Source organism: Paenirhodobacter ferrireducens, assembly GCF_004022265.1.
GTDB classification, from domain to species: domain Bacteria; phylum Pseudomonadota; class Alphaproteobacteria; order Rhodobacterales; family Rhodobacteraceae; genus Rhodobacter; species Rhodobacter ferrireducens.
Window position 1 is genome coordinate 84,410 of the sequence record NZ_SAVB01000007.1, and the last position, 26,230, is coordinate 110,639.

Sequence of the window (26,230 nt, forward strand, 5' to 3'; positions counted from 1 at the left end):
CCACCATGAGCCTGACCGACACCTTCGTCCGACTGCGCTATCGGCTGCTGCCCGATCACGTCTTCGGCGAGATACTGACGAAGAAATGGGTCGACAGTGCGATCCCCTTCTTCGCTCTCGTGCTGATGATCGCGATCTTCGGCCCGATCGTGCCGCGGTTCTTCGAATTCGGCACGCTGTCGATCCTCTCGGGCGAGCTGGCCGAACTCGGGCTCGTGGTGTTGGGCTTGGCCGTGGTGATGATCTCCGGCGGGATCGACCTTTCGGTGGGGTCGACCTATGCGCTGGCGGTGACCGCGGCGCTTTACGGCATGAACGTGCTCGGGCTGAGCCTGCCCGCAGGGCTTGCGCTGACGCTGGCCGTTGGCGCCGCCTGCGGTGCGGTGAACGGCTTCCTGGTCGGGGTGCTGCGGATGCGCGCCTTCCTCACCACGCTCGTCACGCTGATCATCGGGCGCTCGATCTTCGATATCGTGTTCCCGAAGATCTCGACCGACATCGTGATGAACGCGCCGAATTCCCCGGCCTATGACGTGCTCGGCATGGGGCATCTGGCGGGGCTGCCGGTCTCGTTCTGGGGGATGGCGGCGATTGCGCTTGCGCTGCATGTCGTGCTGTCGCGCGGCCGTTATGGCTGGCGGCTGCTCGCGGTGGGAGGGGCGCGGCGCTCGGCCCATAATGCGGGCATCCATGTGCGGCGGACGGTGTTCTCGGCCTATGTGCTGTGTTCGGTCCTGGTGGCGCTCGGCGGCTTCCTGTTCGCCGCACGGATCGGCTCGGCGGCCTCCGACATCGGCGCCGGGCTCGAGCTGCAGGCGCTGACCGCGACGGTGCTCGGCGGGATCTCGCTGGGCGGCGGGCGCGGCTCGGTGGCGAAGGCGCTGATGGGCACGGTCTTCGTGCTGATCCTGTCGAGCGCGTTGCTCGCCCTCGCGATCCCCGGGCCGGTGAACCAGCTTCTGCTGGGGCTGGTGCTGGTGGCGGCGGTCTTTCTCGATGTGCGCTGGGTGAAGAACCGCCACAAGCTGCTGCGCGCGGTCTATATCTCGCCGACCTTCGCGAAGCTGCCCGAAGCGATTCCGACCGACAGCGGGGTGATGCAGCCAAACGACCGGCTGCGCGCCGCCGAACCGATCGGGCTCGGCATCATGGACGGGGCCGAGGACGTGATCTTCGACCGCGACGACAACCTCTACACCGGCTCGCGCGATGGCGACATCGTGCGCTGGTTCGCCCCCGACTACACCCGGCACGAGATCTTCGCCCATACCGGCGGCGCGCCGCAGGGAATGACCTTCGACGCCGAGGGCAACATGGCGGTCTGTGTCGGCGGCATGGGGCTTTATCAGGTCACGCCGGGCGGCGAGGTCCGCCTGCTCACCGCCGAGACCAACCGCAGCTGGACTTCGGTGGCCGATGATTCGGTGATGAAGCTCGCCGACGATTGCGACATCCTGCCCGACGGCCGGATCATCTTCTCCGAGGCGACGGTGCGCTTCGAGATGCATGACTGGTACGCCGACGCGCTCGAAAGCCGCGGCAACGGCCGGCTCATCATCTACGACCCGAGGACGAAAGCGACGTGCACCGTGCTCGGTGATCTCGTCTTCCCGAACGGCGTATGCACCTCCTATGACGGGGTCTCGGTGCTTTTCGCCGAAAGCTGGGGCTGCCGGATCAACCGCTACTATTACGCCGGGCCGAAAAAGGGCCGGATGGAGCGGGTGATCGAGGGACTGCCGGGCTATCCCGACAACATCAACCGCGCCTCGGACGGGAACTACTGGCTGGCGCTGATGGGCGCGCGCACGCCCGCGCTCGACCTCGCGCTCGAGATGCCGGGGTTCCGCCGGCGGATGGCGCGGCGGGTGTCGCAGGACGCCTGGCTGATGCCGAACCTGAACACCGGCTGCGTGCTCAAGTTCAACGAGCAGGGCGAGATCCTCGAAAGCTACTGGGATCTCGGCGGCACCCGGCACCCGATGATCACCTCGATGCGCGAGCACCGCGGCGCGCTCTATCTGTGCGGCATCTTCAACAACCGCATGGGCCGGCTCGCCTTGCCGCAGGCCGACCAGAGCTGGTGCGGCGTGGACACCTACTGGGGGGCAAAATGACCACCGCCATCCGCCGTTTCATCGACCGCCGCCTCGGCCGCGGCGAGGCCGCGATCACCGTGCCGATCTTCGACGGGCCGCTGTTGCCCGATACCGCGCTCGACGAGGCCGAGGTCTTCGCGACGCTGCGCGGCGTCGACAATCTCTGTGCGACCGAAAAGGGGCTGATCGCCTCTTCGGGCGGGCGGGTGCTGCGGCTGAGCTGGAGCGGGCGCCCGGCCGAGGAGATTGCCACCCGCGCCGGCGAGATCACCGCGCTGGCCGCCGGCAAGGGCATGCTGGCGATCGGCCTTGACGGCGCCGGGGTGACGATCCTCGGCGGGGCCCATGATGGGCGCAGCTTCGGCGATGACGGGGCGGGGCCGCGCCACCCGACCGCGCTTGCCTTCCTCGACACCGAGACGCTTCTGGTCACCGAGGGCTCGGCGGTGAACCGGGCGCGCGACTGGCGGCGCGACCTGATGGAGAAGGGGGCGAGCGGCAGCCTGTGGAAACTGCATCTGGCGAGCGGCAGGGCAGAGCGCATCGTCACCGGGCTGCACTGGGCCGCGGGGGTGGCGGCGACCGGCTCGCGCCGGGTCTGGCTTGCCGAAAGCTGGCGCCACCGCATCGTCGCGGTCGATCTGGCCAGCGGCCGGATCGAGACCGTGCTGCCGCATCTGCCGGCCTATCCGGCACGGATCGCGCCGGCGACCGGGGCGGGATTCTGGCTCAGCTTCTATTCCTGCCGCAACCAGCTCGTCGAGTTCATCCTGCGCGAGGACGGCTATCGGCGGCGGATGCTGGCCGAGGTGCCGGAACCTTACTGGATGGCGCCCGCACTCGTCTCCGGGGCCTCGTTCCGCGAGCCGATGCAGGGCAGCCAGCTGCGCCGGATGGGGGTGACGAAACCCTTCTCGGAAACCCGCTCCTACGGGCTCGTCGTGCAATGCTCGCCGCAGATGCAGCCGCTGCGCAGCTTCCATTCGCGCGCCGATGGCGCGGCGCATGGCTGCGTCTCGGCCTGCGAGCGGGGCGACGACCTGTTCGTGGCGGCAAAGGGCAACGGCAAGCTGCTGCGCCTTCGGGGCGTGGCCCGGGAAAGCTGAGGCACGGATGAGCACGATCATCGAATTTCGCAACGCGACCAAGAGCTTTGCCGGCATCCCGGCGTTTCGGGACATCGATTTCACCCTGCGCAAGGGCGAGATCCATGCGCTGCTTGGCGAGAATGGCGCGGGCAAGTCCACCCTGACCAAGGTGATGGCGGGGGTCTATCGGCTCAGCCGCGGGCAGATGCTGCTCGACGGCCGGGACATCACGCTGAAGGGGCCGGCCGACGGTCTGGCGCAGGGCATCGTGATGGTCTTTCAGGAGACCAATCTCGTGCCCGCGATGACCGTGGCGCAGAACATCTATCTCGGCGACGAGAAGATGTTCAACCGGCTGCGCGGCCTTTACATCGAGGCCCGGCAGTTCCTTGTCGGCATGGGCTTTCAGGTCGATCCGACGGCGCAGGTCTCGACCCTCGGCGCGGCGCAGAAGCAGATGGTCGAGATCGCCCGCGCGGTGCATCACAAGGCGCGGGTGATCATCTTCGACGAGCCGACGGCGACGCTGACCCCCGAGGAGAAAAAGCATTTCTTCATGCTGCTCGAACGGATGAAGGCGCAGGGCACGGCGATCGTCTTCATCACCCATGCGCTCGAGGAGGCGCTGCAGGTGTCGGACCGGATCACCGTGCTGCGCGACGGCACGCTGGCGGCGACCGGCCCGGCGCGCGACTTCACCCGCGCCTCGATCGTGCAGGCGATGGTCGGGCGCAGCCTGACCGAGACCCTGCACGGCGCCGCCCCGCGCGAGCCGCGCCCCTATGGCGAGAAGGTGCTGAGCGTCGAGAACCTGTCGTGCGGCACGATGGTGCGCAATGCCTCCTTCTCCGTCTTCGGCGGGCAGGTGACGGGGATTTTTGGTCTGGTCGGGGCCGGGCGCAGCGAGATGGCCAAGGTCGTCGCCGGCGTGCTCAAGCGCGACTTCATGCATGGCGGCGAGATCCGGCTGAACGGCCGCCCGGTGCGCTACCGCGTGCCGCGCCCGGCCATGCGCGACGGCATCGTCTATGTCACCGAGGACCGTAAGCTCGACGGCTTCTTCGAGACCATGACCGCGGGGCAGAACCTGCTTCTGGGGGAGCTCTCGACCGGGCGCAACCCGCTCACGCCGGTGCCGCTGCGCCGGGCGGCGGAACTGGCAAGGGAATGGGGCGGGCGGCTGCGGCTGCGGCAGATCTCCGACCGGGCGCGGATGATCGAGCTGTCGGGTGGCAACCAGCAGAAAGTGGTGATTGCGAAATCACTGATCCAGAAACCGAAGCTGGTGATCTTCGACGAGCCCACGCGCGGCGTCGATGTCGGCGCCATCGTCGAAATCCACCAGCTGATCCACGAACTTGCCGACCAGGGCCTTGCCGTCGTGGTGATCTCCTCCTACCTGCCCGAGATCATGGCGGTTTCCGACCGCGTCCTCGTCGCCAAGCGCGGCAAGATCGTCGAGGAGATGACGATGGCTGAGGCGAGCGAGGAAAAGATCATGTTCGCCGCGGTGCACTGAGATCGTGGAGGCTCTTGCCGCAGGCCCTGTCGCCCCGTATCGGGACAGGGGGGAGGGACCGAAACCGCCGATGGCCGCGAACAACGTCAATCTGAAGCTGCTGCAGACCTTTCTGCTGGCCGCCGAATACGGCAGCTTCCGCAAGGCCGCGGAAGAGAGCAACCGCTCGCCCTCCGCCGTGTCGATGCAGATCCGCGACCTCGAGGAACAGGTTGGCATCAGCCTGTTCGTGCGCACCCCGCAGCGTGCGAACCTGACGCCCGAGGGCAAGATGCTGTACGAGCAGGTCAGCCGCGCGATGTCGGATGTGCAGACCGCGCTGCTGCGCCTGTCCGAGGTCACCGCGAACCGGCGCGGCCATGTCAAGATCGCCTGCGCTCCGACCCTTGCCTCGACCCGGCTCGGCACCATCCTCGCCACCTTCAAGCTGCGCTATCCGCGTTCGGTGGTCGATGTGCGGGAGACGCCGCCGAGCGGCGCGCTGACGCTGCTGCAGGAACAGGAGGTCGAACTCTATATCGGGCCCGAGATCCCGGGCCTTGCCGAGTTCAATTTCGAGCCGATACTCGAGGACCGGCTCGTCGCCTGCCTGCCTGCCGATTTCGACGAGGGCGGTGCGGCGCTGACCCTTGCCGAGGTGGCGCAGTTCCCGCTGATCGTGCTCGACCGGCAGACCGCGATCCGCGCGCTGGTCGACCGCATCGCGGGCGAGGCGCAGATCCGGCTGAATATCCAGTACGAGGTGCAGAACGCCTATACCGCGATCGCGCTTGCCGCGGCGGGGCTCGGCGTCGCGGTGGTGCCCAATATCGCGATCCCGATGCTGCCCTCGGCCGAGTTCCGCGTGGTGCCGATCAGCGACGCAAGCGCGGGGCGCGCGGTCGGCATCCTGACGGCGCGCGGCTATGTCCAGCACAGCTATTCCGAGCAGCTGATGGCGCTGATCCGCACCGAGTTGGGCAAGGGCTGAGGCGCCCCGCCCGGTGCCCCGTGGGCGCCTCAGTCGGTGTTGATCCAGATCGCCTTGGTGTCGAGATATTCGTCGAGATGCTCGATGCCGCCCTCGCGCCCGTAGCCCGACATCTTCACCCCGCCGAACGGCACCGCCGGGTCGATCGCGTGATACATGTTCACCCAGACCGAGCCCGCCCGCAGCCGTCGCGCCAGCTTGTGTGCGGTGCCGAGATGGGTGGTGAAGACCCCCGCCGCAAGCCCGTAGGGCGTGGCATTGGCGCGCGCCACCACCTCCTCGAACGTGTCGAAGGGCAGGGCCGAGATCACTGGGCCGAAGATCTCCTCGCGCGCGATGCGCATCTCGTCGGTGACGCCGCCGAAGACCGTCGGGGCGATGAAGCGGCCGCCCTCGAAGCCCGGGCCCGACAGCGCGCGGCCGCCGGCAAGCAGCTCGGCGCCTTCGCCGGGGCCGGCGGCGAGGAAATCCTCGATCCGGTCGGCCTGCCGGGCCGAGATGATCGGACCGATCTCGGTTTCCGGGTCGATGCCATGGCCGATGCGCAGCCCGCGCGCATAGTCGGCGACGCGGGCGACGAAGCTGTCGTGGATCTCGCGCGCAACGAACAGCCGCGAGCCGGCGATGCAGATCTGCCCGGAATTGGCGAAGACCGCCATCGCCGCGACCGGCACCGCCTTGTCGATGTCGGCATCGCGGCACACGATCACCGGCGACTTGCCGCCCAGCTCGAGCGATACCCGTTTCAAAGTGCCGGTCGCGGCGCGCGCGATCGCCTGACCGGTCGCAGTCGAGCCGGTGAAGACGATCTTGTCGACGCCCGGATGCGCGGCGAGCGCCGCACCCGCCTCGGCGCCGGTGCCGGTGACGATGTTCACCACGCCCTCGGGCAGGCCCGCCTCCTGCATCAGCCGCGCGATCAGCAGCACCGTGAGCGAGGCCTCCTCGGAGGGTTTCAGCACCACGGTGCAGCCGGTAGCGAGCGCCGGCGCCACTTTCCACACCGATCCCGCAATCGGCGCGTTCCAGGGGATGATCGCGCCGACGACGCCGACCGGCTCCTTCACCGTCTGCGACAGGATCTCGCCCGGGAAGGAATTCGGGATCGTCGCACCGTGCAGCGCCACTGCCTGGCCGGCATAGAAACGCAGCATGCCGATCACCCGGCGGCGGTTGGCAAGGGTGCGCGCGATCGGCATGCCCATGTCGAGCGTGTCCGACAGGCACAGCGTTTCCCATTCCGCCTCGAAGCGTTCGGCGATGCGCAGCAGCAGGGCCTGACGCTCGAACGGGGTGAAGCGCGACCACGGCCCCTCGAAGGCACGGCGTGCTGCGGCGACCGCGGCCTCGACATCGGCGGCCGCGCCGCGCGGCACGGTGGCCAGACGCGCCCCGGTCGCGGGGTTGCGTGCCTCGATCACCGCACCCGAGCGCGCCGGCACCCAGGCCCCGCCGATGAACATCGGGCGAAAGCCGCCGTCATAAAGCGCGCCCGCGCGCGCAGCCCAGTCCGTCATCTGAAAGTCCTCCCTCGGGCCGGATCATGCCCGCCCCGGCCCCCGGGGCTCAAGGAAGGAAAACTGATCCCGCGTTCAGATAAAGCGACTGGTCCCGCCAAGCCCCCTTGGCCATTCTGCGCGGCAGGGCCGTTTCGGGGCCAGGGGAGGAAAACATGCGTCTGGAAGGCAAGGTGGCGATCGTCACCGGCGGCGGATCTGGGTTTGGCGAGGGCATCGTGGCCAAGATGGCGGCGGAGGGGGCACGGGTCGTGGTGATGGACCGCGACGGTGCGGCGGCCGGGCGCGTGGCGGCGGTGGCCGGTCCGGCGGCGCGGGCGATCACCGGCGACGTGTCGCAGGCAGCAGGCTTCGAGGCGGCGCGCGATCTGGCGCTGGCAGCCTTCGGCGGGCTCGACATCTTGGTGAACAACGCGGGTGTCGGCCATGTGCCGACGCCGCTCGACGCGCTCGACGAGGCGACCTTCGACCGCATCGCCACTGTCAACATGCGCTCGCTCTATCACGGCGCGCGGGTGATCGTGCCGCACTTCAAGGCGCAGAAATCGGGGGCGATCCTGAATGTCGCCTCGACCGGCGGGGTCTCGCCGCGGCCGAACCTGACCTGGTACAATGCCTCGAAGGGCTGGGTGATCACCGCAACGCGGGCGATGGCGGTCGAGCTTGCGCCCTTCGGCATCCGGGTGAACGCGATCAATCCGGTCGCCGGCGACACGCCGCTGCTGGCGACCTTCATGGGGGCCGACACGCCCGAGATGCGGGCGAAGTTCCTCTCGACGATCCCGCTTGGGCGGTTCTCGACCCCCGCCGACATGGGCAATGCCGCGGCCTTCCTGTGCTCGGACGAGGCCTCGATGATTACCGGCGTCGCGATGGAAGTCGACGGCGGGCGCTGCATCTGAGCGGGGAGGGGCCGGGATGAAGGACATCTACCAGATCGCGGTGGTGCCGGGCGACGGCATCGGACCGGAGGTCGCGGCCGCTGCGGTGCGCTGCCTCGACGCGCTTTTCGGTCCGGCCGGGCCGCTCGTCCTGCGCGAGCATCCTGCCGGGGCCGAGCTCTATCGCCGCAGCGGCGAGAGCTTTCCCGCGGCGACCTATGCCGCCTGCCGCGACGCCGATGCGATCTTGCACGGCGCGGCGGGCCTGCCCGGCATCGTGCATCCGGACGGCACCGAGGCGGGGCTCGATTTCACCTTGCGGCTGCGCTTCGAGCTGGACCTTTTTGCCAATATCCGGCCGATCCGGCTCTATCCCGGGGTGCGCTCGCCGCTTGCCGAGGTCGCACCGGGGGGGATCGACTACGTGATCGTGCGCGAGAACAGCGAGGGGCTTTATGCCGCCCGCGGCGCCGGCGCGCAGCTGCGCGGCGAGCTGGCCGTTGACACGCTGGTGCAGACCCGCAAGGGCGTCGAGCGGATCGTGCGGCAGGCCTTCGAGCTGGCGCGGAGCTCGCGCGGGGCGCCGGCCGACGGGGTCAGGCGGGTGACCTGTGTCGACAAGGCGAATGTGCTGCGCAGCTATGCCTTCTTTCGCGCGGTGTTCGACGAGGTCGCGGCGGAGTATCCGGAGATCGAGGCCGAGCACGGGCTGATCGACGCGATGGCGATGTATCTCGTGACCCGCCCCGGCCATTACAACGTGATCGTCACCGAAAACATGTTCGGCGACATCCTTTCCGATCTTGCGGCGGCGACGATCGGCGGGCTGGGGCTCGCGCCCTCGGCCGAGATCGGCGTGACGCAGGGGCTGTTTCAGGCCTCGCATGGCTCGGCCCCCGATATCGCCGGCAAGGGGATCGCCAATCCCTATGGCACCCTGCTCTCGGCGGCCGCCATGCTCGACTGGCTTGCCACGCGGCACGCCGACGCCCGGCTCGGGGCCGGTGCGCGCCGGCTGCGGCAGGCGGTCGAGGCGGCGATCGCCGAGGGCGTCCTCGGCCGCGATCTCGGTGGCCGGTATGGCTCGGCCGAGATCACCGAGGCGGTCTGTGCGCGTCTCGGCTGAGCCGCGCTAGAGGTGCAGCGCCCGCCCGAGGCTGCGCAGGCTGGCCTCGTGGAACACTTCGCCGCGGGTCGGGTGGGCGTGGATCGTCGCGGCGATATCCTCGAGCGTCGCGCCCATCTCGATAGCCAGGGCGAATTCCCCGGCGAAGTCGGCCACCCCGGCCCCCACCGCCTGAATGCCGAGGATCTCGCCGGCGGCAGCATCGGCGGTGACCCGCACGAATCCCTCGTCGCGATCTTCGGTCAGCGCCTTGCCATTCGCCTGGAACGGGAAGACCGCGCTGCGGATCGGGCCGCGTGCCGCGGCTTCGACGGGCGACAGCCCGACCGAGACGATCTCGGGATCGGTGAAGCACACCGCCGGGATCGCCCGATGGTCCCAGTGCCGCCGGGTCCCGGCGACGAGCTCGGCCACCATCTCGCCCTGCGCCATCGCGCGATGCGCGAGCATCGGCTCGCCGGTGACGTCGCCGATCGCATAGACCCCCTGCATCGAGGTGCGGCAGGCCGCGTCGATGCGCAGGAAGGGCCCCTCCATCGCCAGATCGAGCCGGTCGAGCCCGGCGCTGGTGGCGCGCGGCCGGCGGCCGGCGGTGACGAGAACCTTCTGCGCCGCGATCTCCTCGGTGCTGTCGCCGCGGCGGATCCGCAGCACGCCCGCGGCATAGCCTTCGGCCCGTGCTCCGGTGTGCACCGTCACGCCGATCCGGCCGAGCGCCCTGACGACGGGGGCGGTCAGCTCGGCGTCCCAGGCCGGCAGGACCCGATCCCCCGCCTCGATCACGGTGACGCGGCTGCCCATCCGCGCGAAGGCCATGCCGAGCTCGAGCCCGATATAGCCGCCGCCGACGACGGCGAGGCTGTGCGGCAGTTCGGTCAGCGCAAGCGCGCCGCTCGAGGACAGGATGTCGCCGCCGAAGGGCAGGGCGGCAAGCGCGACGGGTTCGGAGCCGGTGGCGATCACCAGCGTTTCGGCGCGGACCGAGACCGGCCCCCCGGCGGTCTCGACATCGGCGCTCTTGCCGTCGCGCAGCTGCGCGGCCCCGTGCATCACCCGCACCCCGGCCTTGCGCAGCAGGGCCGCCACGCCCGTCGAAAGCTGCTGCACGATGCCGTCCTTCCAGACCATCGCCGCGCCGAGATCGAGTGTGGCGCCGTGGCAGTGCACCCCGGCCACGGCGGTTTCGGACAGGCGCGCGACGCGTTCGTATTCGGCTGCGACGTGGATCAGCGCCTTCGAGGGGATGCAGCCCACGGTCAGGCAGGTGCCGCCGAGCGCCGCCTCCTCGACGAGCACGGTGTCGAGCCCGAGCTGCCCGGCCCGGATCGCGCAGACATAGCCGGCGGGGCCGCCGCCGATGACCAGCAGCTTGCAGGAGATCTCGCGCATGTCACACCTCGGCAAACAAAAGGGCGGGGGTTTCCAGCAGCTCCCTGAGCCGCTGCACGAAGACGGCGCCGTCCCAGCCGTCGACGACGCGATGATCGAAGCTGCACGACAGGTTCATCATCGGTCGCGGCTCGAAGCCGATGCCGGTCCAGAACAACCTCTGGGCGATCCGGTTCACCCCGATGATCGCGACCTCGGGCAGGTTCAGGATCGGGGTGGTGGCGATCGCGCCAAGCGCCCCGAGCGAGGTGATGGTGATGGTCGAGCCGCTCAGTTCCTCGCGGGTGGCGGTGCCGCCGCGCGCGGCCTCGGCCAGGCGGGCGATCTCGGCCGCGGTCTCGCCGAGCCCGAGCGCCTCGGCATGGCGCAGCACCGGCACGACGAGGCCCGAGGGCGTCTGCGTCGCGATCCCGAGATGGACGGCGCCGAAGCGGCGCAGCCGCGCCGGCCCCTGTGTGGCGTCGGTCAGGTGATGCGCGTTCAGCCCGGGCTGATCGGCCACGGCGCAGACGATCGCCCGCGCGAGGAAAGGCAGCAGCGTCAGCCGCGCCGCGCCGGGGCGGGCAGCGGCGCGGGCATTGAGCCGCGCGCGCAGGGTTTCGAGCGCGCTGACCTCGACCTCCTCGACGATGGTGATATGGGGTACCGCCGTTGCGGCTTGCATCCGGTCCGAGATCTTGCGGCGCAGCCCGATCACCGGGATTTCCTCGACCGACAGGTTGCGCCGCCGTCCGCCCCTGGCTGCGGCGGGCTCGAAGCTCTCGACATCGGTGCGCAGGATCCGCCCGCCGGGGCCGGTGCCGGTGATCTGCCGCAGATCGAGGCCGCGCTCGCGGGCGAGGGCACGCACCGAGGGGGCGGCGAGCGGCCGGTCCGGGATCGCAGAGGGCTGTGCCGGGGCGGCGGAGGGCTGTGCGGCGGTCGGGCGGGACGGAGGCGGGACCTCGGGCCGGGCCGGGGCCGCGGCAGAAGCCGGGGCGGGGGCCGGCGGGGCCTCGGGCCGGGGTACGGGGCGGGCTGCGGGCGGCGTCGCTTCGGCATTGCCCGCGCCCTCGACCTCAAGGCGCATCAGCTCGGCGCCGACCGCAAGCACCGTGCCCGGCGCGGCGGCGCAGGCGATCACCCGGCCCGCGACCGGAGCCGGGATCTCGACCGTCGCCTTGTCGGTCATCACCGCCGCGATCGGCTGGTCCTCGGCCACCAGATCACCCGGCGCTACGAGCCATTCGGCGATTTCGGTTTCGGCGATCCCCTCGCCGATATCGGGCACCCGGATCAGGTAAACTCCCATGCTCAGGTCTCCATCACGCGCCGGCAGGCGGCGGCAACCCGCGCCGGGCCGGGGAAATAATCCCATTCCGCGGTATGCGGGTAAGGGGTGTCCCATCCCGCGACCCGTTCGACCGGGGCCTCGAGATGCCAGAAGCACTCGGCCTGCACCTGCGCCGCAAGCTCGGCGCCAAAGCCCGAGGTCAGCGTCGCCTCGTGCACGATCACGCAGCGCCCGGTCCTGCGCACTGAGGTCGTGATCGTCTCGAGATCGAGCGGCAGCAGCGTGCGCAGGTCGATCACCTCGGCGTCGATCCCGGTCTCGGCGACCGCGGCAAGCGCGACATGCACCATCGTGCCATAGGCGAGCACGGTGAGCTGCGTCCCCGCCCGCCGGATCGCCGCCTGCCCGAGCGGCAGGTGATAGCGCCCCTTGGGCACCTCGGCGAGGGGATGGCCGCGCCAGGGCGTCACCGGGCGGTCGTGATGGCCGTCGAAGGGGCCGTTGTAGAGCCGCTTCGGCTCGAGGAAGATCACCGGGTCGGGGTCGTCGATCGCGGCGAGCAGCAGGCCCTTGGCGTCGTAGGGGGTCGAGGGCACCACCGTCTTCAGCCCGGTGACATGGGTGAAGAGCGCCTCGGTGCTCTGGCTGTGGGTCTGCCCGCCGAAGATGCCGCCGCCGGTCGGCATCCGCACCACGAGCGGGCAGGTGAATTCGCCCGCGGTGCGATAGCGCATCCGCGCCGCCTCGGAGACGATCTGGTCATAGGCCGGGTACATGTAGTCGGCGAACTGGATCTCGACCACCGGGCGGCGGCCGAAGGCGGCCATGCCGATTGCCGCGCCGACGATGCCCAGTTCGGAAATCGGCGTGTCGAAGCAGCGCGCGACGCCGTGCTTTTGCTGCAACCCGGCGGTGCAGCGGAAGACCCCGCCAAAATAGCCCACATCCTCACCGAACAGGGTGACGCGCGAATCCTCGGTCAGCGCCAGGTCGAGCGCGTCGCGGATCGCCTCGATCATCGTCATCGTGGCCATTTCAGAACCCCGCTTGCTGGCGCTGACGCCGCAGATGCGGCGGCATCTCGGCATAGACGTCGTCGAACATCTCGGCTGGGCTCGGCCGGCGGCCCTGGTGCAGGGTGCCGATCGCCTCGGCCTGCTTTTGCGCCTCGATGACGCCCGCAAGGATCTCGGCCTCGGCCTGGGCGTGGCGCTCGGCACTCCAGACCCCGCGCGCGATCAGGTGGTCGCGCAGCCGCGCGACCGGATCGCCCAGCGGCCAGCTCGCGCCCTCGTCCGAGGGGCGATAGGCCGAGGGATCGTCCGAGGTCGAATGCCCCGCGGCGCGGTAGGTCACGTGTTCGATCAGCGTCGGGCCGAGGTTGCGCCGCGCGCGCTCGGCCGCCCAGCGGGCCGCCGCGACGACGGCGAGGTAATCATTGCCATCGACGCGCAGGGCGGGAATGCCGAAGCCATGACCGCGTGCGGCGAAGGTGCCGACGCTGCCGCGCGCCACCTCCTGATAGGTCGAGATCGCCCATTGGTTGTTGACGATGTTGAGGATCACCGGCACCCGATAGCTCGAGGCGAAGACAAGTGCGGCGTGAAAATCGCTTTCTGCGGTCGAGCCATCGCCGATCCAGGCCGCGGCGATCGCCTCTGCGCCCGAAAGCGCCGAGCCCATCGCCCAGCCCACCGCCTGGATGTATTGCGTGCCGAGGTTGCCCGAGATCGAGAAGAAGCCGTGCGCCTTCGACGAATAAAGCACCGGCAGCTGGCGGCCGCGCCCCGGATCGCCGTCATTGCCGTAGACCTGGCACATCATCGTGCCGATCGGATAGCCCGAGGCGATCAGCAACCCCGCCTGGCGATAGGTGGGGAAGTTCATGTCGCCCGGGCGCAGCGCGCGCTGGAAGGCACAGGAAATCGCCTCCTCGCCCAGGTGCTGCATGTAGAAGGAGGTCTTCTGCTGGCGCTGCGCGAGCAGCATCCGCGCGTCATAGGCGCGCAAGGTGAGCATGTGGCGCAGCCCTTCGAGCTGCGCGGCATCGTCAAGCGCCAGCGCCTCGGCCCAGGGGCCGCGCGCCTCGCCGGCATCGTCGAGGATGCGGATCATGCCGAAGGCAAGATCGCGCATCTCCTCGGCCGGGGTGTCGACCGGCGGACGGCGCATGGCACCGGCCTCGGGCACCGGGAAATCCGAGAAATCGGGCGCGGTGCCGGGGCGCGCGTGCGGGGCACCGAAGGTCAGGCGCAGCGGCGGGGCGGCAGGATCCATGCTCAGACCTCCTCCGCCTGTGCCCCGACCGCGGGGCCGCCGGCGACGCCGGCCACGCCCGGCATCCGGGCCAGCCGCGCCAGATAGGTGTCGGCGGAAATCCCGCCGCGCGGGTGGAATTCGAGCCGGACCTCGGCCCGCGGCGCCTGTGCCCGGAGGCTGATCGCCTCGAGGGCGAAGCCGGCACGGGCCAGCTCGTCGAGCGCGCGCTGCAGCGCCTCGATGGCCGTGTCTGCGGTGAATGTCGCGAAGTGCATCGGCCTCTCCCAATTCCGATACGATGGGAAAAGAGTGGGCCGAGTCCGGAAAAATTTCCTTTCAATGATTTTATATTCTAGCCTTTCGCCAAAAGAAAATTCTGGAGGGAGGCCGGAATGAAAGATGAAACATCCGGAGTGGGGCTTGATGCGATCGATCGGCGCATCCTGCGCGAGCTGAGTCGCGACGGCCGTCTGTCGAATGCGGCGCTGGCCGAGCGCGTGGGGCTGTCGCCAAGCCCGTGCTGGCAGCGCACCCGCCGGCTCGAGTCCGAGGGCTATATCCGCGGCTATGCGGCGGTGCTCGACGGCGCGAAGCTTGGCGTTCCCGAGACGGTGCTGATCGAGGTCACGCTCGACCGCCACGACGACGCGGTGCTGGAAACCTTCGGGCGGCAGATGGCGGGGATGCCCGAGGTGATCGAGGTCTGGCTGGTCACCGGCGAATACGACTACATCCTCAAGGTGGCGGTGAACGGCACGCGCGGCTATGAGGAATTCCTGCACAAACGTCTGTACCGGGTGCCGGGGATCCGCAATTCCCGCTCGAGCTTCGCGCTGCGCTGTCTGAAATCGGGGGGCGTGCCGGTGCCGGACTGACCGCCGCTGTCGCGAGCGGGGCCGGGCCGGTCTAGACGATCAGCCCTTCCGCCGCGCGCTCGATCGCCGCGATCAGAGCGCGGGTCTGGGCCGAGGGTTCGTCGGTGTCGCGCAAGGTGATGCCGACTGGCCCGCCGAGCAACTCGTTGCGGATCGGCAGGATGGCGAGGGTGCCGGCCTCGACCTCGGTCTGCACGACCCCCTCGGAGATGAACCACACCACATCGGACTGCCGCACGACCTCGCGGCCGAAGGCCAGCGAGACATTCTCGAAGGCGGGCTGCGGATCGCCGATGCCGACCGATTGCAGCCATTGCCGAACCGAGGCCGAGATCAGCGCGCCGCGTGGCGGCAGCATCAGCGGGTAATGGGTCAGGGCGCCATAGTCCCAGTCCTGCCGCAGCAGCGGATGATCGGCGCGCACCACCGGGACGACGCGCTCCCAATAGAGCGAACGGAAGCGCAGCGTGTCGGCGCTTCCCGCCGGCGGCATCCGGCCGACGACGAGATCGAGCTGTCCCTCGCGCAGCAGCGACAGCAGCAGCCAGTTCGGGCCGGTCATCACATCAAGCAGAACCTCGGGAAAATCGCCGTGATAGGCAAGCGCCGCACGCGGCACGAGCCCGGTTGCGGCGGTGGGCAGCACGCCGGCCCGCACCACCGGACGCGGCTGCGGCGGATCGAGCACCAGCCGCTGCGCCAGCTCGAGATCGGCCATCGCGGCGCCGACATGGCTTTGGAAGACCCGCCCCGCGGCATTCAGGCTGAGGCTGCGCCCCGAGCGGTCGAAAAGCGCGGTACCGACGATCTCTTCGAGGTCGCGGATCGTCTTCGAGGCGGCGGGCTGCGACACGTTCAGCGCCGCCGCCGCGGCGGACAGGCTGCCAAGACGCGCGGTTTCGAGGAAGCAGCGAAAATGGCGCATGCGAAGGTGGGGATGCAGCATCATATAACCTGTGGGTTATGACATCTGTGCAAGATTATAATTTCCGTGCCGGATAGTTCAATCTACTCTGGCCGTCGGAGGAGCCATGCACACCATCAAAACGACAACGGGCGTAACCCTGCATGTCAGGGACGAGGGGCCGCGCGACGGCCGCGCCGTGATCTTCGCGAACTCGCTCGGGACCGATCTGCGGGTCTGGGATGCGCTGTTGCCGCTTCTGCCCGCGGGGTTGCGGCTGGTGCGCTTCGACAAGCGTGGCCATGGGCTCAGCGACTGCCCGCCTGCGCCCTATGCGCTTGCCGATCTGACCGACGATGCGGCGGCGGTCTGCGACGGGCTGGACCTGCGCGAGGTGACCTTCGTCGGTCTGTCGATCGGCGGGCTGATCGGGCAGGCGCTGGCGGCGCGGCGGCCGGGGCTGCTGCGCGCGCTGGTGCTGATGGACACGGCGGCGAAGATCGGCACGGCCGAGATGTGGACGCAGAGGATCGAGGCCATTCGCACGGGCGGGATCGCCGCGCTCGAGGGGCCGATCATGGAACGCTGGTTCACCGCGCCCTATCGTGCCTCGGTGCCCGAGTTCCGGCTCTGGTGCAACATGCTCACCCGCACCCCGTGCGAGGGCTATCTCGGGTGCTGCGCCGCGATCGCCGGCGCCGATCTGACCGAGAGCACCCGCGCGCTGAGCCTGCCGGTGCTGGCGCTGGCGGGCGATCAGGACGGTTCGACCCCGCCCGATCTGGTGCGCGCCACCGCCGCGCTGTGCGGTGCGGATTTCGCGCTGATCGCGGGGGCGGGCCATCTCCCCTGTGTCGAGCAGCCGGCGCAGACGGCGCGCAAGATCGCCGAGTTTCTGGAAAGGACCTGAGCTTTGACCGACGCACGCTATGAGCGGGGCATGAAGACGCGGCGCGAGGTGCTGGGCAATGCCCATGTCGACCGCGCCGAGGCCGCGAAGACGGGGTTTGATGCGCCGTTTCAGGAACTGATTGCCGTCTCGGCCTGGGGCACGGTCTGGGCCTCGGACGGGATTTCGCGCCGCGAGCGCTCGATGCTGACGCTGGCGCTGCTGGCGGCGACCGGCAATTTCGAGGAGATCCCGATGCATATCCGCGCCACCGCGCGCACCGGGGCGAGCCAGCGCGACGTGCTCGAGGCGTTCCAGCACGTGGCGATCTATGCCGGCGTGCCGCGCGCGAACCATGCGCTCAAGCTCGCCCGGCAGACCTATGCCGACATGGAGGAGGAAGCCAAACGTGACTGATCTCGGTCCCCTGATCCCGCGCAACCGCGCGATCCACCCCGTCCCCTACGATCCCGATTACAAGACGAGCGTGGCGCGTTCGCCGAACCTGCCGCTGTTGTCGATGGAGAGCGGCCCGTCGGAGGAGACGGGCCCGGTCTTCGGGCATGGCCGCATCGGTGCGCTCGACAACAACCTGATCCTGAACTGGACCAAGGGCGCTGCGCCGGCGGTGGGCGAGCGGATCCTGATGCACGGCCATGTCCTTGATGAGACTGCGCGCCCGGTGCGCAATACTCTGCTCGAGATCTGGCAGGCGAATGCCGGTGGCCGCTACCGGCACAAGAAGGACAGCTATCTTGCGCCGCTCGATCCGAATTTCGGCGGCTGCGGGCGCACGCTGACCGACGAGAACGGGTATTATCAGTTCCTGACGGTGCGGCCGGGCGCCTATCCCTGGCCGAACCGCGGCAACGACTGGCGCCCGATGCACATCCATGTCTCGGTCTATGGCCACAGCTTCGGGCAACGGCTGATCACCCAGATGTATTTCGAGGGCGACCCGCTGATCGCGCATTGCCCGATCGCGCATACGATCAAGAGCCATGGCCAGCTCGACCGTCTGGTGGCGCCGCTCGACCTCGCGCATTCGCGACCGCTCGATTTCCTGGCCTACAAGTTCGACATCGTGCTGCGCGGGCGTCGCCAGACCATGTTCGAAAACAAGCTCGAGGGGATGTGAGAATGGTTCAGAAACTCGACATGCTGCAGGAAACGCCCTCGCAGACCGCTGGACCCTATGTCCATATCGGGCTGATGCCGTCCTATACCGGCAATGGCGGGATCTACGACGAGGAGATCGGCGTGAGCCCGATCGCGGCAGGCGCCAGGGGCGAGATCATCGAGATCGTCGGCTCGGTCTGTGACGGCACCGGCTGGGCGCTGCGCGACGCGCTGCTCGAGAGCTGGCAGGCCGATGCTGCGGGGATCTTTCCGGGGCAGGAGGGCGCCGATCCCGGGGTTTCCGGCCATTGCCGCTTCGCCGCCGATGCGGTGAGCGGCGAGTTCACCCTGCGCACCGTCAAGCCGGGCCCGGTGCTGCATCGCTCGGGAGGGCGGCAGGCGCCGCATATCTCGCTGTGGATCGTTGCACGCGGCATCAACATCGGTCTGCAGACCCGGATCTATTTCGAGGACGAGGACAATTCCGCCGACCCGCTGCTGGCCCGGATCGAGCAGCGCCCGCGGGTGGAGACGCTGATCGCGAAGAAGCTCGGGCCGGGGCAATACCGTTTCGACATCCGCCTGCAGGGCGCGGGCGAGACGGTGTTTCTCGACCTCTGAGCGGGGCTGTGATTGTCTGCGGCGAGGGGGCGGTCCCCCGGGTGAGACGGAGAAAGGCGGGGCGGTGAGCGTCTTTGAACATCCCTGGCTCGGGGGGCTTTTTGCCGATCCCGAGATGGCGGCGATCTGGGGGCCGGAGCGGCACCTTGCGCAGATGCTGGCCTTCGAACGTGCCTGGAGCGTGGCGCTCGGGGCATGCGGACTGGCACCGCCCGAGGCCGCCGCCGGGGCGGGCGCGGTCCTTGCCGCGGTGCGGATCGCGCCGGAGGCGCTGCGGTCCGGGATGGGCGCCGACGGCGTGCCGACGGTGGCACTGGTCGAGCTGCTGCGTGCCGGCCAGCCCGGGCCGGTGGCGCGGGCGATCCATCACGGCGCGACCTCGCAGGACGTGCTCGACACGGCGCTGGCGCTGACGTTGCGCGACTGTTCCGGGCTGCTTGAGCGGCGGCTTGTGACGCTTGCCGAGACCCTGGCGGGGCTCGAGGCGCGCTTCGGGGCGGCGCCGCTGATGGGGCGGACGCGGATGCAGGCGGCGACCCGGATCACCGTGCGCGACCGGCTGCTGAGCTGGCGCCTGCCGCTCGAGGGCCATCGCGCCCGGCTGGCCGCGTTGCGCCCGGTGGTCGAGCGGGTGCAGGTGGGCGGTGCCGCGGGCGACCGCGCCGCGCTTGGCGCGCAGGCGCAGGCGATGACCGACCGGGTCGCGCGCGAGCTCGGGCTCGGCTCGACGGTCAAGGCCTGGCATGCGATGCGCGAGGGGGTGGTGGAGTATGGCTCGTTCCTGTCGCTCGTCTCCGGCAGCCTTGGCAAGATCGGGCAGGACGTGGCGCTGATGGCCCAGCAGGGCCTGGACGAGATTGCCCTGTCGGGCGGCGGCGGTTCGTCCGCCATGCCGCACAAGCAAAACCCGGTCCTTGCCGAGCTGCTGGTGACGCTGGCGCGCTTCAACGCCACGCAGGTCTCGGGCCTGCATCAGGCGCTGGTGCACGAGCAGGAACGCTCCGGCGCGGCCTGGTCGCTCGAATGGATGATCCTGCCGCAGATGGCGCTGGCCACCGGGCGCGCGCTTGCGGCGGCGCAGACGCTGCTCGGGCAGGTGGTGCGGATCGGCAGCCCGGACTAGCCGGGCCGGCCGCCGCCGCGGTCTCGCGGTCAGGGCAGGATCCGGCGCAGCCCGTCTTGCACCTTCAACAGCGCCGGAAGGTAGAGCGCGGCAAGTGCGTCGGGCTCGGCCTGGATGGCGGCAACCCCGGTGTTGAGGGCGGCGACCACGCGGCCGCGCGCCGAGATCAGCGGCACCGCGAGCGAGCGCAGGCCAAGCTCCACTTCCTGGTCGATCAGCGCATAGCCCTGCGCCCGCACCCGGACGATCTCGGCGATGATCTCTTCGGGATCGGTGCGCGAGAAGGGCGTGCGCGGGCTCAGATCCGAGGCGTCGATCAGCGCGCGCGCCTCGGGTTCGGGCAGGGCGGCCAGCAGCACCCGCCCCATCGAGGTGCAATGCGCCGGCAGGCGCGAGCCCGGCAGCAACCCGATCGACATCACCCGCCGCTGCGCGGCGCGGGCAAGATAGACGATCTCGGTCTCGTCGAGGATCGACACCGAGGTCGACTGCCCGATCCGCTCGGAGAGCTGGTCGAGCCAGGGCTGCACCAGCTGCGCCAGTGGCAGCGCGGCAAGCGCCCCCATCCCGAGTCGCAGCACCCGCGGCGTGAGGGTGAAGAACTTGCCGTCGTAATCGGCATAGCCTTCGGCATGCAGCGTCAGCAGGCAGCGCCGCGCGGTGGCCCGGTCGAGCCCGGTGCGCTCGGCGGTTTCGGCGATGCTGAGGCGCGGATGCTCGGCGCCGAACGCCTCGAGAACGCGCAGCCCTTTCGCCAGAGAGCCGATGATGTCGGTTTTGGTGGCCATGCCCCGGACCATTTGCAAGCAGTGAACAAAAGTCAACATCCGCACGAGGCCGCGGCGCGGACACGGGGCGGGCGATCCCGGGCATGGGCCGGGTGACGTGCCTCTGCCCCTGCTGTCTTCCGGGTACTTTGTGTACAATGTTCTTGGCACGTCACAGAAATTTGGCGATTTTATTGCGAGTCAGGCAAGATTTTATTGCCGGACCCAGATTCGTTGTACACAATGATGGTCAGGGAGGACGGGGCCATGCCGCAACGGGATGCAACTTTGAACTGGCAGGGGCCAGCGACGTCGCAGACGGAGCGGGCGCTTGTCGGGTTGCGCGATCTGATCGTGAGCGGCGAGATTCCGGTTGGTGATCGCGTCTCCGAGATCGAGACGGCGGCCCGGCTGAACCTGTCGCGCACACCGCTGCGTGCCGCGCTGCAACGCCTGCATGAGGAGGGGCTGCTCGAGGCGCTGCCGGCGCGCGGTTATGCGGTGCGGGGCTTTTCCCTGCGCGAGATCGGCGAGGCGATCGAGATCCGCGGCATGCTCGAGGGGCTCTGCGTGCGCCAGCTGGCCGAACGCGGCTGTGCCGCTGCGCTTCTGGCGCAGATGGAGGACGGGCTCGATGCGATCGACGATCTTCTCGTCGGGCGGGTGTTCACCGCCGCCGATCTGCCGGTCTACATTGCCGCGAACGCCCGGTTTCACGAACAGCTGCTTGTCGCGAACGGCAGTGCGCTCATCGCGCAGGAGGTCGAGCGGGCCGGGAAGCATCCCTTCGCCGGGCCGAGTGCGCTGGTGCAGCTTGGGGTGACGGAGGGCGAGGTGCAGCGCCACCTGATCACCGCGCAAGATCAGCACCGGGCGGTGCTCGAGGCGATTCGCAATCACGAAAGCGCGCGGGCCGAGGCGGTGATGCGCGAACACGCGCGGATGTCGCTGCGGAATTTGCGCCGTGTCTTGCGCGACGGCGAGGGCGCCGAGGCGCTGAAAGGAATTCGCGGCGCTACGCTGATCCGCCGCGAGGAGGAGAGCCTGAGACCCTAGAAGGATCGGCATGCGGGCGCGGGGGGAGACTGCGCCCTGAGGGAGGAGAACAGATGTACAGACGCCAGATGCTCCTGGCCGCGCTTGCGGCGGGGTGTGCCAGCTTGACCGCAATGCCTGCCGCCGCGGGCGACGATCCGTTCCGGATCGGGTTGATCCTGCCGATGACCGGGCCGTTCGCCTCGACCGGCAAGGAGATCGGCGCTGCGGTGAGGCTCTATGTCGCCCAGCATGGCGAGACCGTCGCCGGGCGCCGGATCGAGGTGGTTCTGAAGGACGATGGCGGCGTCGCGGATGCCACCAAGCGGATCGCGCAGGAACTGATCGTGCATGACAAGGTCAGCGTGCTGGCAGGCTTTGGCCTGACCCCGCTTGCCCTTGCGACCGCGCCGCTGACCGTCCGGGCGAAGGTGCCGATGGTGGTGATGGCTGCGGCGACCTCGGCGATCACCGAAAAAAGCCCCTATGTCACCCGCACCAGCTACACCACGCCGCAGGTGGCCTCGGTGATCGCCAGATGGGCGGCGGGCAGCGGCATCAAGACGATGGTCACGCTGGTCTCCGATTACGGCCCGGGGCTCGATTCCGAGGCGAGCTTCACCAGGAGCTTCGAGGCGGCAGGCGGCAAGATGCTCGGCACGCTGCGGGTGCCGCTGCAAAATCCCGATTTCGCGCCGTTCCTGCAGAAGCTGGCGGATCTGAGGCCCGATGGCGTCTACGTCTTCGTGCCCTCGGGCGTCGGGGCGCCGTTCATGAAGCAATATATCGAACGCGGGCTCGACCGTTCCGGGATCAGGCTGATTTCCGAGGGCGGCATCACTGATGACGAGATCCTCGACTCCGAAGGCGATCCGGCGCTCGGGGCGATCACCGGCTTCCACTATTCGGCGGCACATGACAGCGCGCTGAACCGGGATTTCGTGACGGCGTTCATGGCGGCCAATCCCGGCATGCGTCCGAACTTCATGGCCGTCGGCGGCTATGACGGGATGGCGCTGATCTACAAGGCGCTCGAGAAGACCGGCGGCGGCGGCGATGGCGATGCGCTGATCGGGGCAATGAAGGGGATGTCCTGGGAGAGCCCGCGCGGCCCGATCGCGATCGACCCGGAAACCCGGGAGATCGTGCAGAATGTCTACATGCGCAAGGTCGAACGTGTGGACGGTGCGTTGTGGAACGTCGAATTCGAGACGTTCGAGGCCGTGAAGGACCCGGGCAAGGCGCCCTCCTGACCGTCCCGACCCCGCTCTCCCCGCAGCGGGAAGAGCCCTTCCCGAATGCACGTCCTGTCCCGGAAGGTCGCCCCTTCCGGCAACGGCACAGCTCACTCCGGAGACCTGGAATGATACCCATTTTGATCGACGGGATCGCTTACGGCATGCTGCTCTTCGTGCTGGCGTCCGGCCTTGCCGTCACCCTCGGGCTGATGAACTTCATCAACCTCGCCCATGGCGCCTTCGCGATGGCGGGGGGCTATGTCACGTCGGTTCTGATGAACAGCCATGGCGTGCCCTTCCTCGTCACGCTGCCCGTCGCCTTCGTGGTGCCGGCGCTGGTCGGGGCGGTGCTCGAGCGCACGCTCTATGCCCCGCTTTACGAGCGCAGCCATCTCGACCATGTCCTGTTCTCGATCGGCCTGACCTTCATGGCGGTATCCGCCACCACTTGGGCGATGGGATCGCAGCAGCAGCTGATTTCGCTGCCGGGCTGGCTCGAGGGCCGGTTCGCGCTTTTCGGCATCGCCATCGGCCGGTATCGCGCCTTCCTGATCGTGGTCTGCGCGGCGCTGGTCGTGGCGCTGCAACTGGTGCTGACCCGGACCCGCTTCGGCAGCCGCCTGCGCGCCGCGGTCGATGATCGCCGCGTGGCGCGCGGGCTCGGGATACGGGTCGAGACGATCTTCGCCGCGACCTTTGCCGTCGGCTCCGGACTGGGCGGTCTGGGCGGCGCCCTCGGCGTGCCGATGCTTGGCCTCGATCCGACCTTCCCATTGAAATACATGGTCTATTTTCTGATCGTGGTGACCATCGGCGGCACCGCCGGGCTGGCCGGCCCGTTCCTCGCGGCGCTGATCATCGGCGTCGCGGATGTGGCCGGGAAATACTATCTGCCCGAGCTCGGCTCCTTCCTGATCACCCTCCTGATGATCGTGCTTCTGGTCCTGCGTCCGCAGGGCCTGATTGCACGGGCGCGTTGAGAAGGAGCGCGAGATGACGGATCAATCCATCTTCCTTTCGGCCTCGAAGCCCCGCCACGACAGCGATGCCGCCACCCGGCGCGCGCTTGACGACCTGCGGCGCGTCGGGCGCCTCCGGCCCGCCGAACTGCTGTTCTGGGGGGCGGCGCTTGCAAGCTTCCTGGTTCTGCCCGGCAGCCATCTGCTGCTGAGCCAGACCGCGATCCTCGGCCTCTTCGCGCTCTCGCTGGACCTGATCATCGGCTATGCCGGGATCGTCTCGCTCGGGCACGGGGCATTCTTCGGCCTTGGCGCCTATACCGCCGGCATCGTCTCGGTCCGGCTGACCGAGGAGCCGCTCAGCGGGCTGGTGCTCGGCGGGCTGGTCGCGGCGCTGGCGGGCGCGCTCACCGGGCCGCTTCTGACGATGCGCGCCACCGATCTGTCACGGCTGATGGTGACGCTCGGGATTGCCACGCTGCTGCACGAGGGCGCGAACCAGCTGACCTGGCTCACCGGCGGTGCGGACGGGTTGTCCGGGGTGACGGTCGCGCCGATCCTCGGTCTCTTCGAGTTCGACCTGATCGGCACGACCGGCTATGGCTACTGCCTGATCGTCAGCTTCGTGCTGTTCCTTGCCGCGCGCCGGGTGGTGACCTCACCCTACGGGTTGTCGCTGCGGGCCATCCGCGACAATGCCCTGCGGGCCCGCGCAATGGGCATCCCGGTCGCGGCGCGGCTGGTCGGCATCTATGCCTTCTCGGCCTTCATCGCCGGGGTGGCGGGGGCGCTGCTGACCCAGGTGACGATGTTCACCTCGCTCGACGTGCTCGGCTTCGAACGCTCCGCCGACGTGCTGCTGGTGCTGGTGCTGGGCGGCGTCGGCTACCTTTATGGCGGCCTGATCGGTGCGGTGCTCTTCACCGTGCTGCAGGACCGGCTGGCGACGCTTTCGCCGCAATACTGGCAGTTCTGGATCGGGCTGATCCTCGTCGTGATCGTGCTGATCGGCCGCGACCGGCTCGCGGCGGTGCCGGTGCGGCTGCGCGCAGGGCTGTCCGGCCGCAAGGCCGCGGCCGGGGAGGGCGAGGCATGAGCGGCGCGCTGCAGACGATCGGGCTGAGCAAGCGCTTCGGCGGGCTCACCGCGACCGACGATGTCTCCTTCACGCTCGGGCACGGCGCGCGCCACGCGCTGATCGGGCCGAACGGGGCGGGCAAGACCACCTTCATCAACCTCTTGACCGGGGTGCTGAGCGCCAACGAGGGAACAATCCTGCTCGAGGGCGAGGACGTCACGCGGATGCCGCAGCAGCAGCGCGCGCGGCGCGGGCTCGGGCGGACGTTCCAGATCAATCAGCTTTTCGGGGCGATGACGCCGGTCGAGTCGGTGGGGCTCGCGGTGTCCGAGCGCATGGGCGGCGGCGGCCAGTTCTGGCGCCGGCTGGGCAAGCGCACCGACATCGTCGACGAGATCGTCGAGTTGCTGCGGCAGTTCCGGCTGATCGAGGTGATGGACGAACCGACCGCGCGGCTGCCCTACGGCAAGCAGCGCCTGCTCGAGATCGCGGTGGCGCTGGCCTCGCAGCCGCGGGTGCTGCTGCTCGACGAACCGGCGGCGGGGGTGCCCGAGGCCGAGCGCGGCGAGCTGCTCGACACCCTTGCGGCACTGCCGCGCGACGTCTCGATCCTGCTGATCGAGCACGATATGGATCTGGTCTTCTCTTTTGCGGACCGGATCTCGGTTCTCGTCAACGGTGCGCTTTTCGCCGAGGGCACGCCCGAGGTGATGCGCAACGACCCGCGGGTGCAGGACGTCTATCTGGGGAGTGACAACCATGTCTGAGCTGCTGGTTCTCGACGATCTGCGCGCCGGCTATGGCGCGGCGGTGGTCATCCCCGGCCTGTCGATGTCGCTGGCCGAGGGCGAGGCGCTGGCGGTGCTCGGGCGCAACGGCGTGGGCAAGACCACACTGCTCGACAGCATCATCGGCGTGACCCGGCACATGGGCGGCTCGCTCCGGCTTGCCGGGCGCGAGCTCGCCGGTCTCAGCCCCGAGCGGCGCGCCGCTGCGGGGATCGGCTGGGTGCCGCAGGAGCGCAACATCTTCCGCTCGCTCACCGTCGAGGAGAACCTTACCGCCACGGCACGGCGGGGCCGGTGGGACCTCGCCGCGGTCTATGCGCTGTTTCCGCGGCTGCAGGAACGGCGGCGGCACATGGGCAACCAGCTTTCGGGCGGCGAGCAGCAGATGCTGGCCGTCGGCCGGGCGCTGATGCTCAACCCGAAGGTGCTGCTTCTCGACGAGCCGACCGAGGGGCTGGCGCCGATCATCATCGAACAGCTTCTTGCCGCGATCCGCCGGATCAATCGCGAAGAGGGCATCGCCACAATCATCGTCGAACAGCACGCGCGCAAGGTCCTGCGGGTGACCGACCGTGCGCTGATCCTCGATCGCGGCACCATCGTGCACGCGGCGCCAAGTGCCGCGCTGCTTGCCGATCCCGCGGCGCTCGAAGCCCATCTCGGGGTGGTCGAGCGCCGGGCCGCGCCGGCCTGACCGCGCGGCGGAAATCCCC

At 69.3% G+C, this 26,230-nt stretch carries 26 protein-coding genes; 18 read left to right on the plus strand and 8 right to left on the minus strand.

Features of this window, described 5'->3' with window-relative positions; genetic code table 11:
• Positions 1-5 precede the first annotated feature (5 nt).
• The 4 genes from EOW65_RS07160 to EOW65_RS07175 all read left to right on the plus strand — a co-directional run bounded on the left by EOW65_RS07160 (position 6) and on the right by EOW65_RS07175 (position 5,676).
• Positions 6-2,117, plus strand: a complete 2,112-nt coding sequence (locus EOW65_RS07160) for an ABC transporter permease (protein WP_128148284.1) — start codon at positions 6-8, stop codon at positions 2,115-2,117.
• Entirely contained in the window at positions 2,114-3,205 is a 1,092-nt protein-coding gene (locus EOW65_RS07165; RefSeq protein WP_128148285.1) for an NHL repeat-containing protein, read from the plus strand. The genes EOW65_RS07160 and EOW65_RS07165 overlap by 4 nt, the downstream gene beginning before the upstream one ends.
• Positions 3,206-3,212: 7 nt before the next feature.
• Positions 3,213-4,706, plus strand: coding sequence for a sugar ABC transporter ATP-binding protein (locus tag EOW65_RS07170; protein ID WP_128148286.1), 1,494 nt, complete (start codon positions 3,213-3,215; stop codon positions 4,704-4,706).
• Between the two features lie 70 nt (positions 4,707-4,776).
• A complete protein-coding gene (locus EOW65_RS07175) occupies positions 4,777-5,676 on the plus strand; it encodes a LysR family transcriptional regulator (protein ID WP_128148287.1) in 900 nt (299 codons plus the stop codon).
• Positions 5,677-5,705: 29 nt separating this feature from the next.
• On the opposite strand, the gene EOW65_RS07180 is transcribed toward EOW65_RS07175, so the two are convergent.
• On the minus strand, positions 5,706-7,193 hold the full coding sequence (locus tag EOW65_RS07180; protein ID WP_128148288.1) for an aldehyde dehydrogenase family protein: 1,488 nt from the start codon (positions 7,191-7,193) through the stop codon (positions 5,706-5,708).
• Between the two features lie 155 nt (positions 7,194-7,348).
• Here EOW65_RS07180 and EOW65_RS07185 point away from each other — a divergent pair, with 155 nt between their 5' ends.
• Positions 7,349-8,095 carry a glucose 1-dehydrogenase gene (locus EOW65_RS07185; RefSeq protein WP_128148289.1) on the plus strand — a complete coding sequence of 249 codons (747 nt, stop codon included), beginning with the start codon at positions 7,349-7,351 and terminating at the stop codon, positions 8,093-8,095.
• A 16-nt stretch (positions 8,096-8,111) separates the two neighbouring features.
• Positions 8,112-9,200 carry an isocitrate/isopropylmalate dehydrogenase family protein gene (locus EOW65_RS07190; RefSeq protein WP_128148290.1) on the plus strand — a complete coding sequence of 363 codons (1,089 nt, stop codon included), beginning with the start codon at positions 8,112-8,114 and terminating at the stop codon, positions 9,198-9,200.
• Between the two features lie 6 nt (positions 9,201-9,206).
• Here EOW65_RS07190 and lpdA read toward each other — a convergent pair whose 3' ends face one another.
• Genes lpdA through EOW65_RS07215 form a run of 5 tightly spaced genes read right to left on the minus strand, consistent with a single transcriptional unit; the run spans position 9,207 to position 14,396 of the window.
• Entirely contained in the window at positions 9,207-10,589 is a 1,383-nt protein-coding gene (lpdA, locus tag EOW65_RS07195) for a dihydrolipoyl dehydrogenase (RefSeq protein ID WP_128148291.1), read from the minus strand.
• Position 10,590: 1 nt separating this feature from the next.
• Positions 10,591-11,880, minus strand: a complete 1,290-nt coding sequence (locus EOW65_RS07200; RefSeq protein ID WP_128148292.1) for a dihydrolipoamide acetyltransferase family protein — start codon at positions 11,878-11,880, stop codon at positions 10,591-10,593.
• 2 nt (positions 11,881-11,882) lie between these two features.
• Entirely contained in the window at positions 11,883-12,896 is a 1,014-nt protein-coding gene (locus EOW65_RS07205) for an alpha-ketoacid dehydrogenase subunit beta (protein WP_128148293.1), read from the minus strand.
• A gap of 1 nt (position 12,897) precedes the next feature.
• Positions 12,898-14,139, minus strand: coding sequence for a thiamine pyrophosphate-dependent enzyme (locus EOW65_RS07210; RefSeq protein WP_128148294.1), 1,242 nt, complete (start codon positions 14,137-14,139; stop codon positions 12,898-12,900).
• A gap of 2 nt (positions 14,140-14,141) precedes the next feature.
• The gene (locus tag EOW65_RS07215) at positions 14,142-14,396 is read right to left on the minus strand and encodes an ACT domain-containing protein (RefSeq protein WP_113900458.1); all 255 of its coding nucleotides are present in this window, start codon (positions 14,394-14,396) and stop codon (positions 14,142-14,144) included.
• Between the two features lie 117 nt (positions 14,397-14,513).
• On the opposite strand from EOW65_RS07215, the gene EOW65_RS07220 reads away from it, so the two are divergent.
• On the plus strand, positions 14,514-14,996 hold the full coding sequence (locus tag EOW65_RS07220) for an Lrp/AsnC family transcriptional regulator (RefSeq protein WP_128148295.1): 483 nt from the start codon (positions 14,514-14,516) through the stop codon (positions 14,994-14,996).
• Between the two features lie 31 nt (positions 14,997-15,027).
• Here the strand turns inward: EOW65_RS07220 and EOW65_RS07225 are convergent, their stop codons facing one another.
• Positions 15,028-15,921, minus strand: coding sequence for a LysR substrate-binding domain-containing protein (locus tag EOW65_RS07225; protein WP_240664564.1), 894 nt, complete (start codon positions 15,919-15,921; stop codon positions 15,028-15,030).
• Between the two features lie 106 nt (positions 15,922-16,027).
• Here EOW65_RS07225 and pcaD point away from each other — a divergent pair, with 106 nt between their 5' ends.
• The 5 genes from pcaD (at position 16,028) to EOW65_RS07250 (ending at position 19,652) form a co-directional block, all read left to right on the plus strand.
• Positions 16,028-16,810, plus strand: coding sequence for a 3-oxoadipate enol-lactonase (pcaD, locus tag EOW65_RS07230; RefSeq protein ID WP_128148297.1), 783 nt, complete (start codon positions 16,028-16,030; stop codon positions 16,808-16,810).
• Positions 16,811-16,813: 3 nt separating this feature from the next.
• The gene (gene pcaC / locus EOW65_RS07235) at positions 16,814-17,206 is read left to right on the plus strand and encodes a 4-carboxymuconolactone decarboxylase (RefSeq protein WP_128148298.1); all 393 of its coding nucleotides are present in this window, start codon (positions 16,814-16,816) and stop codon (positions 17,204-17,206) included.
• The gene (gene pcaH, locus EOW65_RS07240) at positions 17,199-17,927 is read left to right on the plus strand and encodes a protocatechuate 3,4-dioxygenase subunit beta (protein WP_113900462.1); all 729 of its coding nucleotides are present in this window, start codon (positions 17,199-17,201) and stop codon (positions 17,925-17,927) included. The genes pcaC and pcaH overlap by 8 nt, the downstream gene beginning before the upstream one ends.
• Positions 17,928-17,929: 2 nt before the next feature.
• A complete protein-coding gene (gene pcaG / locus EOW65_RS07245) occupies positions 17,930-18,529 on the plus strand; it encodes a protocatechuate 3,4-dioxygenase subunit alpha (RefSeq protein WP_128148299.1) in 600 nt (199 codons plus the stop codon).
• A 64-nt stretch (positions 18,530-18,593) separates the two neighbouring features.
• On the plus strand, positions 18,594-19,652 hold the full coding sequence (locus EOW65_RS07250) for a 3-carboxy-cis,cis-muconate cycloisomerase (RefSeq protein ID WP_128148300.1): 1,059 nt from the start codon (positions 18,594-18,596) through the stop codon (positions 19,650-19,652).
• Between the two features lie 29 nt (positions 19,653-19,681).
• Here the strand turns inward: EOW65_RS07250 and EOW65_RS07255 are convergent, their stop codons facing one another.
• Positions 19,682-20,440: an IclR family transcriptional regulator domain-containing protein gene (locus EOW65_RS07255; protein WP_128148301.1), complete on the minus strand. Its 759-nt coding sequence runs from the start codon at positions 20,438-20,440 to the stop codon at positions 19,682-19,684.
• A gap of 246 nt (positions 20,441-20,686) precedes the next feature.
• On the opposite strand from EOW65_RS07255, the gene EOW65_RS07260 reads away from it, so the two are divergent.
• The 6 genes from EOW65_RS07260 (at position 20,687) to EOW65_RS07285 (ending at position 26,211) form a co-directional block, all read left to right on the plus strand.
• The gene (locus EOW65_RS07260; RefSeq protein WP_128148302.1) at positions 20,687-21,475 is read left to right on the plus strand and encodes a GntR family transcriptional regulator; all 789 of its coding nucleotides are present in this window, start codon (positions 20,687-20,689) and stop codon (positions 21,473-21,475) included.
• A gap of 53 nt (positions 21,476-21,528) precedes the next feature.
• Positions 21,529-22,707: an ABC transporter substrate-binding protein gene (locus EOW65_RS07265; protein ID WP_128148303.1), complete on the plus strand. Its 1,179-nt coding sequence runs from the start codon at positions 21,529-21,531 to the stop codon at positions 22,705-22,707.
• A 110-nt stretch (positions 22,708-22,817) separates the two neighbouring features.
• Entirely contained in the window at positions 22,818-23,672 is an 855-nt protein-coding gene (locus tag EOW65_RS07270) for a branched-chain amino acid ABC transporter permease (RefSeq protein WP_128148304.1), read from the plus strand.
• 13 nt (positions 23,673-23,685) lie between these two features.
• The gene (locus tag EOW65_RS07275; protein WP_128148305.1) at positions 23,686-24,747 is read left to right on the plus strand and encodes a branched-chain amino acid ABC transporter permease; all 1,062 of its coding nucleotides are present in this window, start codon (positions 23,686-23,688) and stop codon (positions 24,745-24,747) included.
• Positions 24,744-25,496, plus strand: coding sequence for an ABC transporter ATP-binding protein (locus EOW65_RS07280; RefSeq protein ID WP_128148306.1), 753 nt, complete (start codon positions 24,744-24,746; stop codon positions 25,494-25,496). The genes EOW65_RS07275 and EOW65_RS07280 overlap by 4 nt, the downstream gene beginning before the upstream one ends.
• Positions 25,489-26,211: an ABC transporter ATP-binding protein gene (locus tag EOW65_RS07285; protein ID WP_128148307.1), complete on the plus strand. Its 723-nt coding sequence runs from the start codon at positions 25,489-25,491 to the stop codon at positions 26,209-26,211. The genes EOW65_RS07280 and EOW65_RS07285 overlap by 8 nt, the downstream gene beginning before the upstream one ends.
• Positions 26,212-26,230: the final 19 nt, after the last annotated feature.

What these genes read in the sequence shown, in the direction of transcription:
- EOW65_RS07170 (WP_128148286.1), top strand. Translation starts at nt 3,213, where the DNA reads ATGAGCACGATCATCGAATTTCGCAACGCGACCAAGAGCTTTGCCGGC.
- EOW65_RS07225 (WP_240664564.1), bottom strand. Translation starts at nt 15,921, where the DNA reads ATGCGCCATTTTCGCTGCTTCCTCGAAACCGCGCGTCTTGGCAGCCTG.
- EOW65_RS07190 (WP_128148290.1), top strand. Translation starts at nt 8,112, where the DNA reads ATGAAGGACATCTACCAGATCGCGGTGGTGCCGGGCGACGGCATCGGA.
- EOW65_RS07215 (WP_113900458.1), bottom strand. Translation starts at nt 14,396, where the DNA reads ATGCACTTCGCGACATTCACCGCAGACACGGCCATCGAGGCGCTGCAG.
- EOW65_RS07285 (WP_128148307.1), top strand. Translation starts at nt 25,489, where the DNA reads ATGTCTGAGCTGCTGGTTCTCGACGATCTGCGCGCCGGCTATGGCGCG.
- EOW65_RS07280 (WP_128148306.1), top strand. Translation starts at nt 24,744, where the DNA reads ATGAGCGGCGCGCTGCAGACGATCGGGCTGAGCAAGCGCTTCGGCGGG.
- EOW65_RS07165 (WP_128148285.1), top strand. Translation starts at nt 2,114, where the DNA reads ATGACCACCGCCATCCGCCGTTTCATCGACCGCCGCCTCGGCCGCGGC.
- EOW65_RS07180 (WP_128148288.1), bottom strand. Translation starts at nt 7,193, where the DNA reads ATGACGGACTGGGCTGCGCGCGCGGGCGCGCTTTATGACGGCGGCTTT.
- EOW65_RS07210 (WP_128148294.1), bottom strand. Translation starts at nt 14,139, where the DNA reads ATGGATCCTGCCGCCCCGCCGCTGCGCCTGACCTTCGGTGCCCCGCAC.
- EOW65_RS07255 (WP_128148301.1), bottom strand. Translation starts at nt 20,440, where the DNA reads ATGGCCACCAAAACCGACATCATCGGCTCTCTGGCGAAAGGGCTGCGC.
- EOW65_RS07185 (WP_128148289.1), top strand. Translation starts at nt 7,349, where the DNA reads ATGCGTCTGGAAGGCAAGGTGGCGATCGTCACCGGCGGCGGATCTGGG.
- EOW65_RS07275 (WP_128148305.1), top strand. Translation starts at nt 23,686, where the DNA reads ATGACGGATCAATCCATCTTCCTTTCGGCCTCGAAGCCCCGCCACGAC.
- EOW65_RS07175 (WP_128148287.1), top strand. Translation starts at nt 4,777, where the DNA reads ATGGCCGCGAACAACGTCAATCTGAAGCTGCTGCAGACCTTTCTGCTG.
- EOW65_RS07200 (WP_128148292.1), bottom strand. Translation starts at nt 11,880, where the DNA reads ATGGGAGTTTACCTGATCCGGGTGCCCGATATCGGCGAGGGGATCGCC.
- EOW65_RS07260 (WP_128148302.1), top strand. Translation starts at nt 20,687, where the DNA reads ATGCCGCAACGGGATGCAACTTTGAACTGGCAGGGGCCAGCGACGTCG.
- EOW65_RS07270 (WP_128148304.1), top strand. Translation starts at nt 22,818, where the DNA reads ATGATACCCATTTTGATCGACGGGATCGCTTACGGCATGCTGCTCTTC.
- pcaD (WP_128148297.1), top strand. Translation starts at nt 16,028, where the DNA reads ATGCACACCATCAAAACGACAACGGGCGTAACCCTGCATGTCAGGGAC.
- EOW65_RS07205 (WP_128148293.1), bottom strand. Translation starts at nt 12,896, where the DNA reads ATGGCCACGATGACGATGATCGAGGCGATCCGCGACGCGCTCGACCTG.
- EOW65_RS07265 (WP_128148303.1), top strand. Translation starts at nt 21,529, where the DNA reads ATGTACAGACGCCAGATGCTCCTGGCCGCGCTTGCGGCGGGGTGTGCC.
- pcaG (WP_128148299.1), top strand. Translation starts at nt 17,930, where the DNA reads ATGGTTCAGAAACTCGACATGCTGCAGGAAACGCCCTCGCAGACCGCT.
- lpdA (WP_128148291.1), bottom strand. Translation starts at nt 10,589, where the DNA reads ATGCGCGAGATCTCCTGCAAGCTGCTGGTCATCGGCGGCGGCCCCGCC.
- EOW65_RS07220 (WP_128148295.1), top strand. Translation starts at nt 14,514, where the DNA reads ATGAAAGATGAAACATCCGGAGTGGGGCTTGATGCGATCGATCGGCGC.
- EOW65_RS07160 (WP_128148284.1), top strand. Translation starts at nt 6, where the DNA reads ATGAGCCTGACCGACACCTTCGTCCGACTGCGCTATCGGCTGCTGCCC.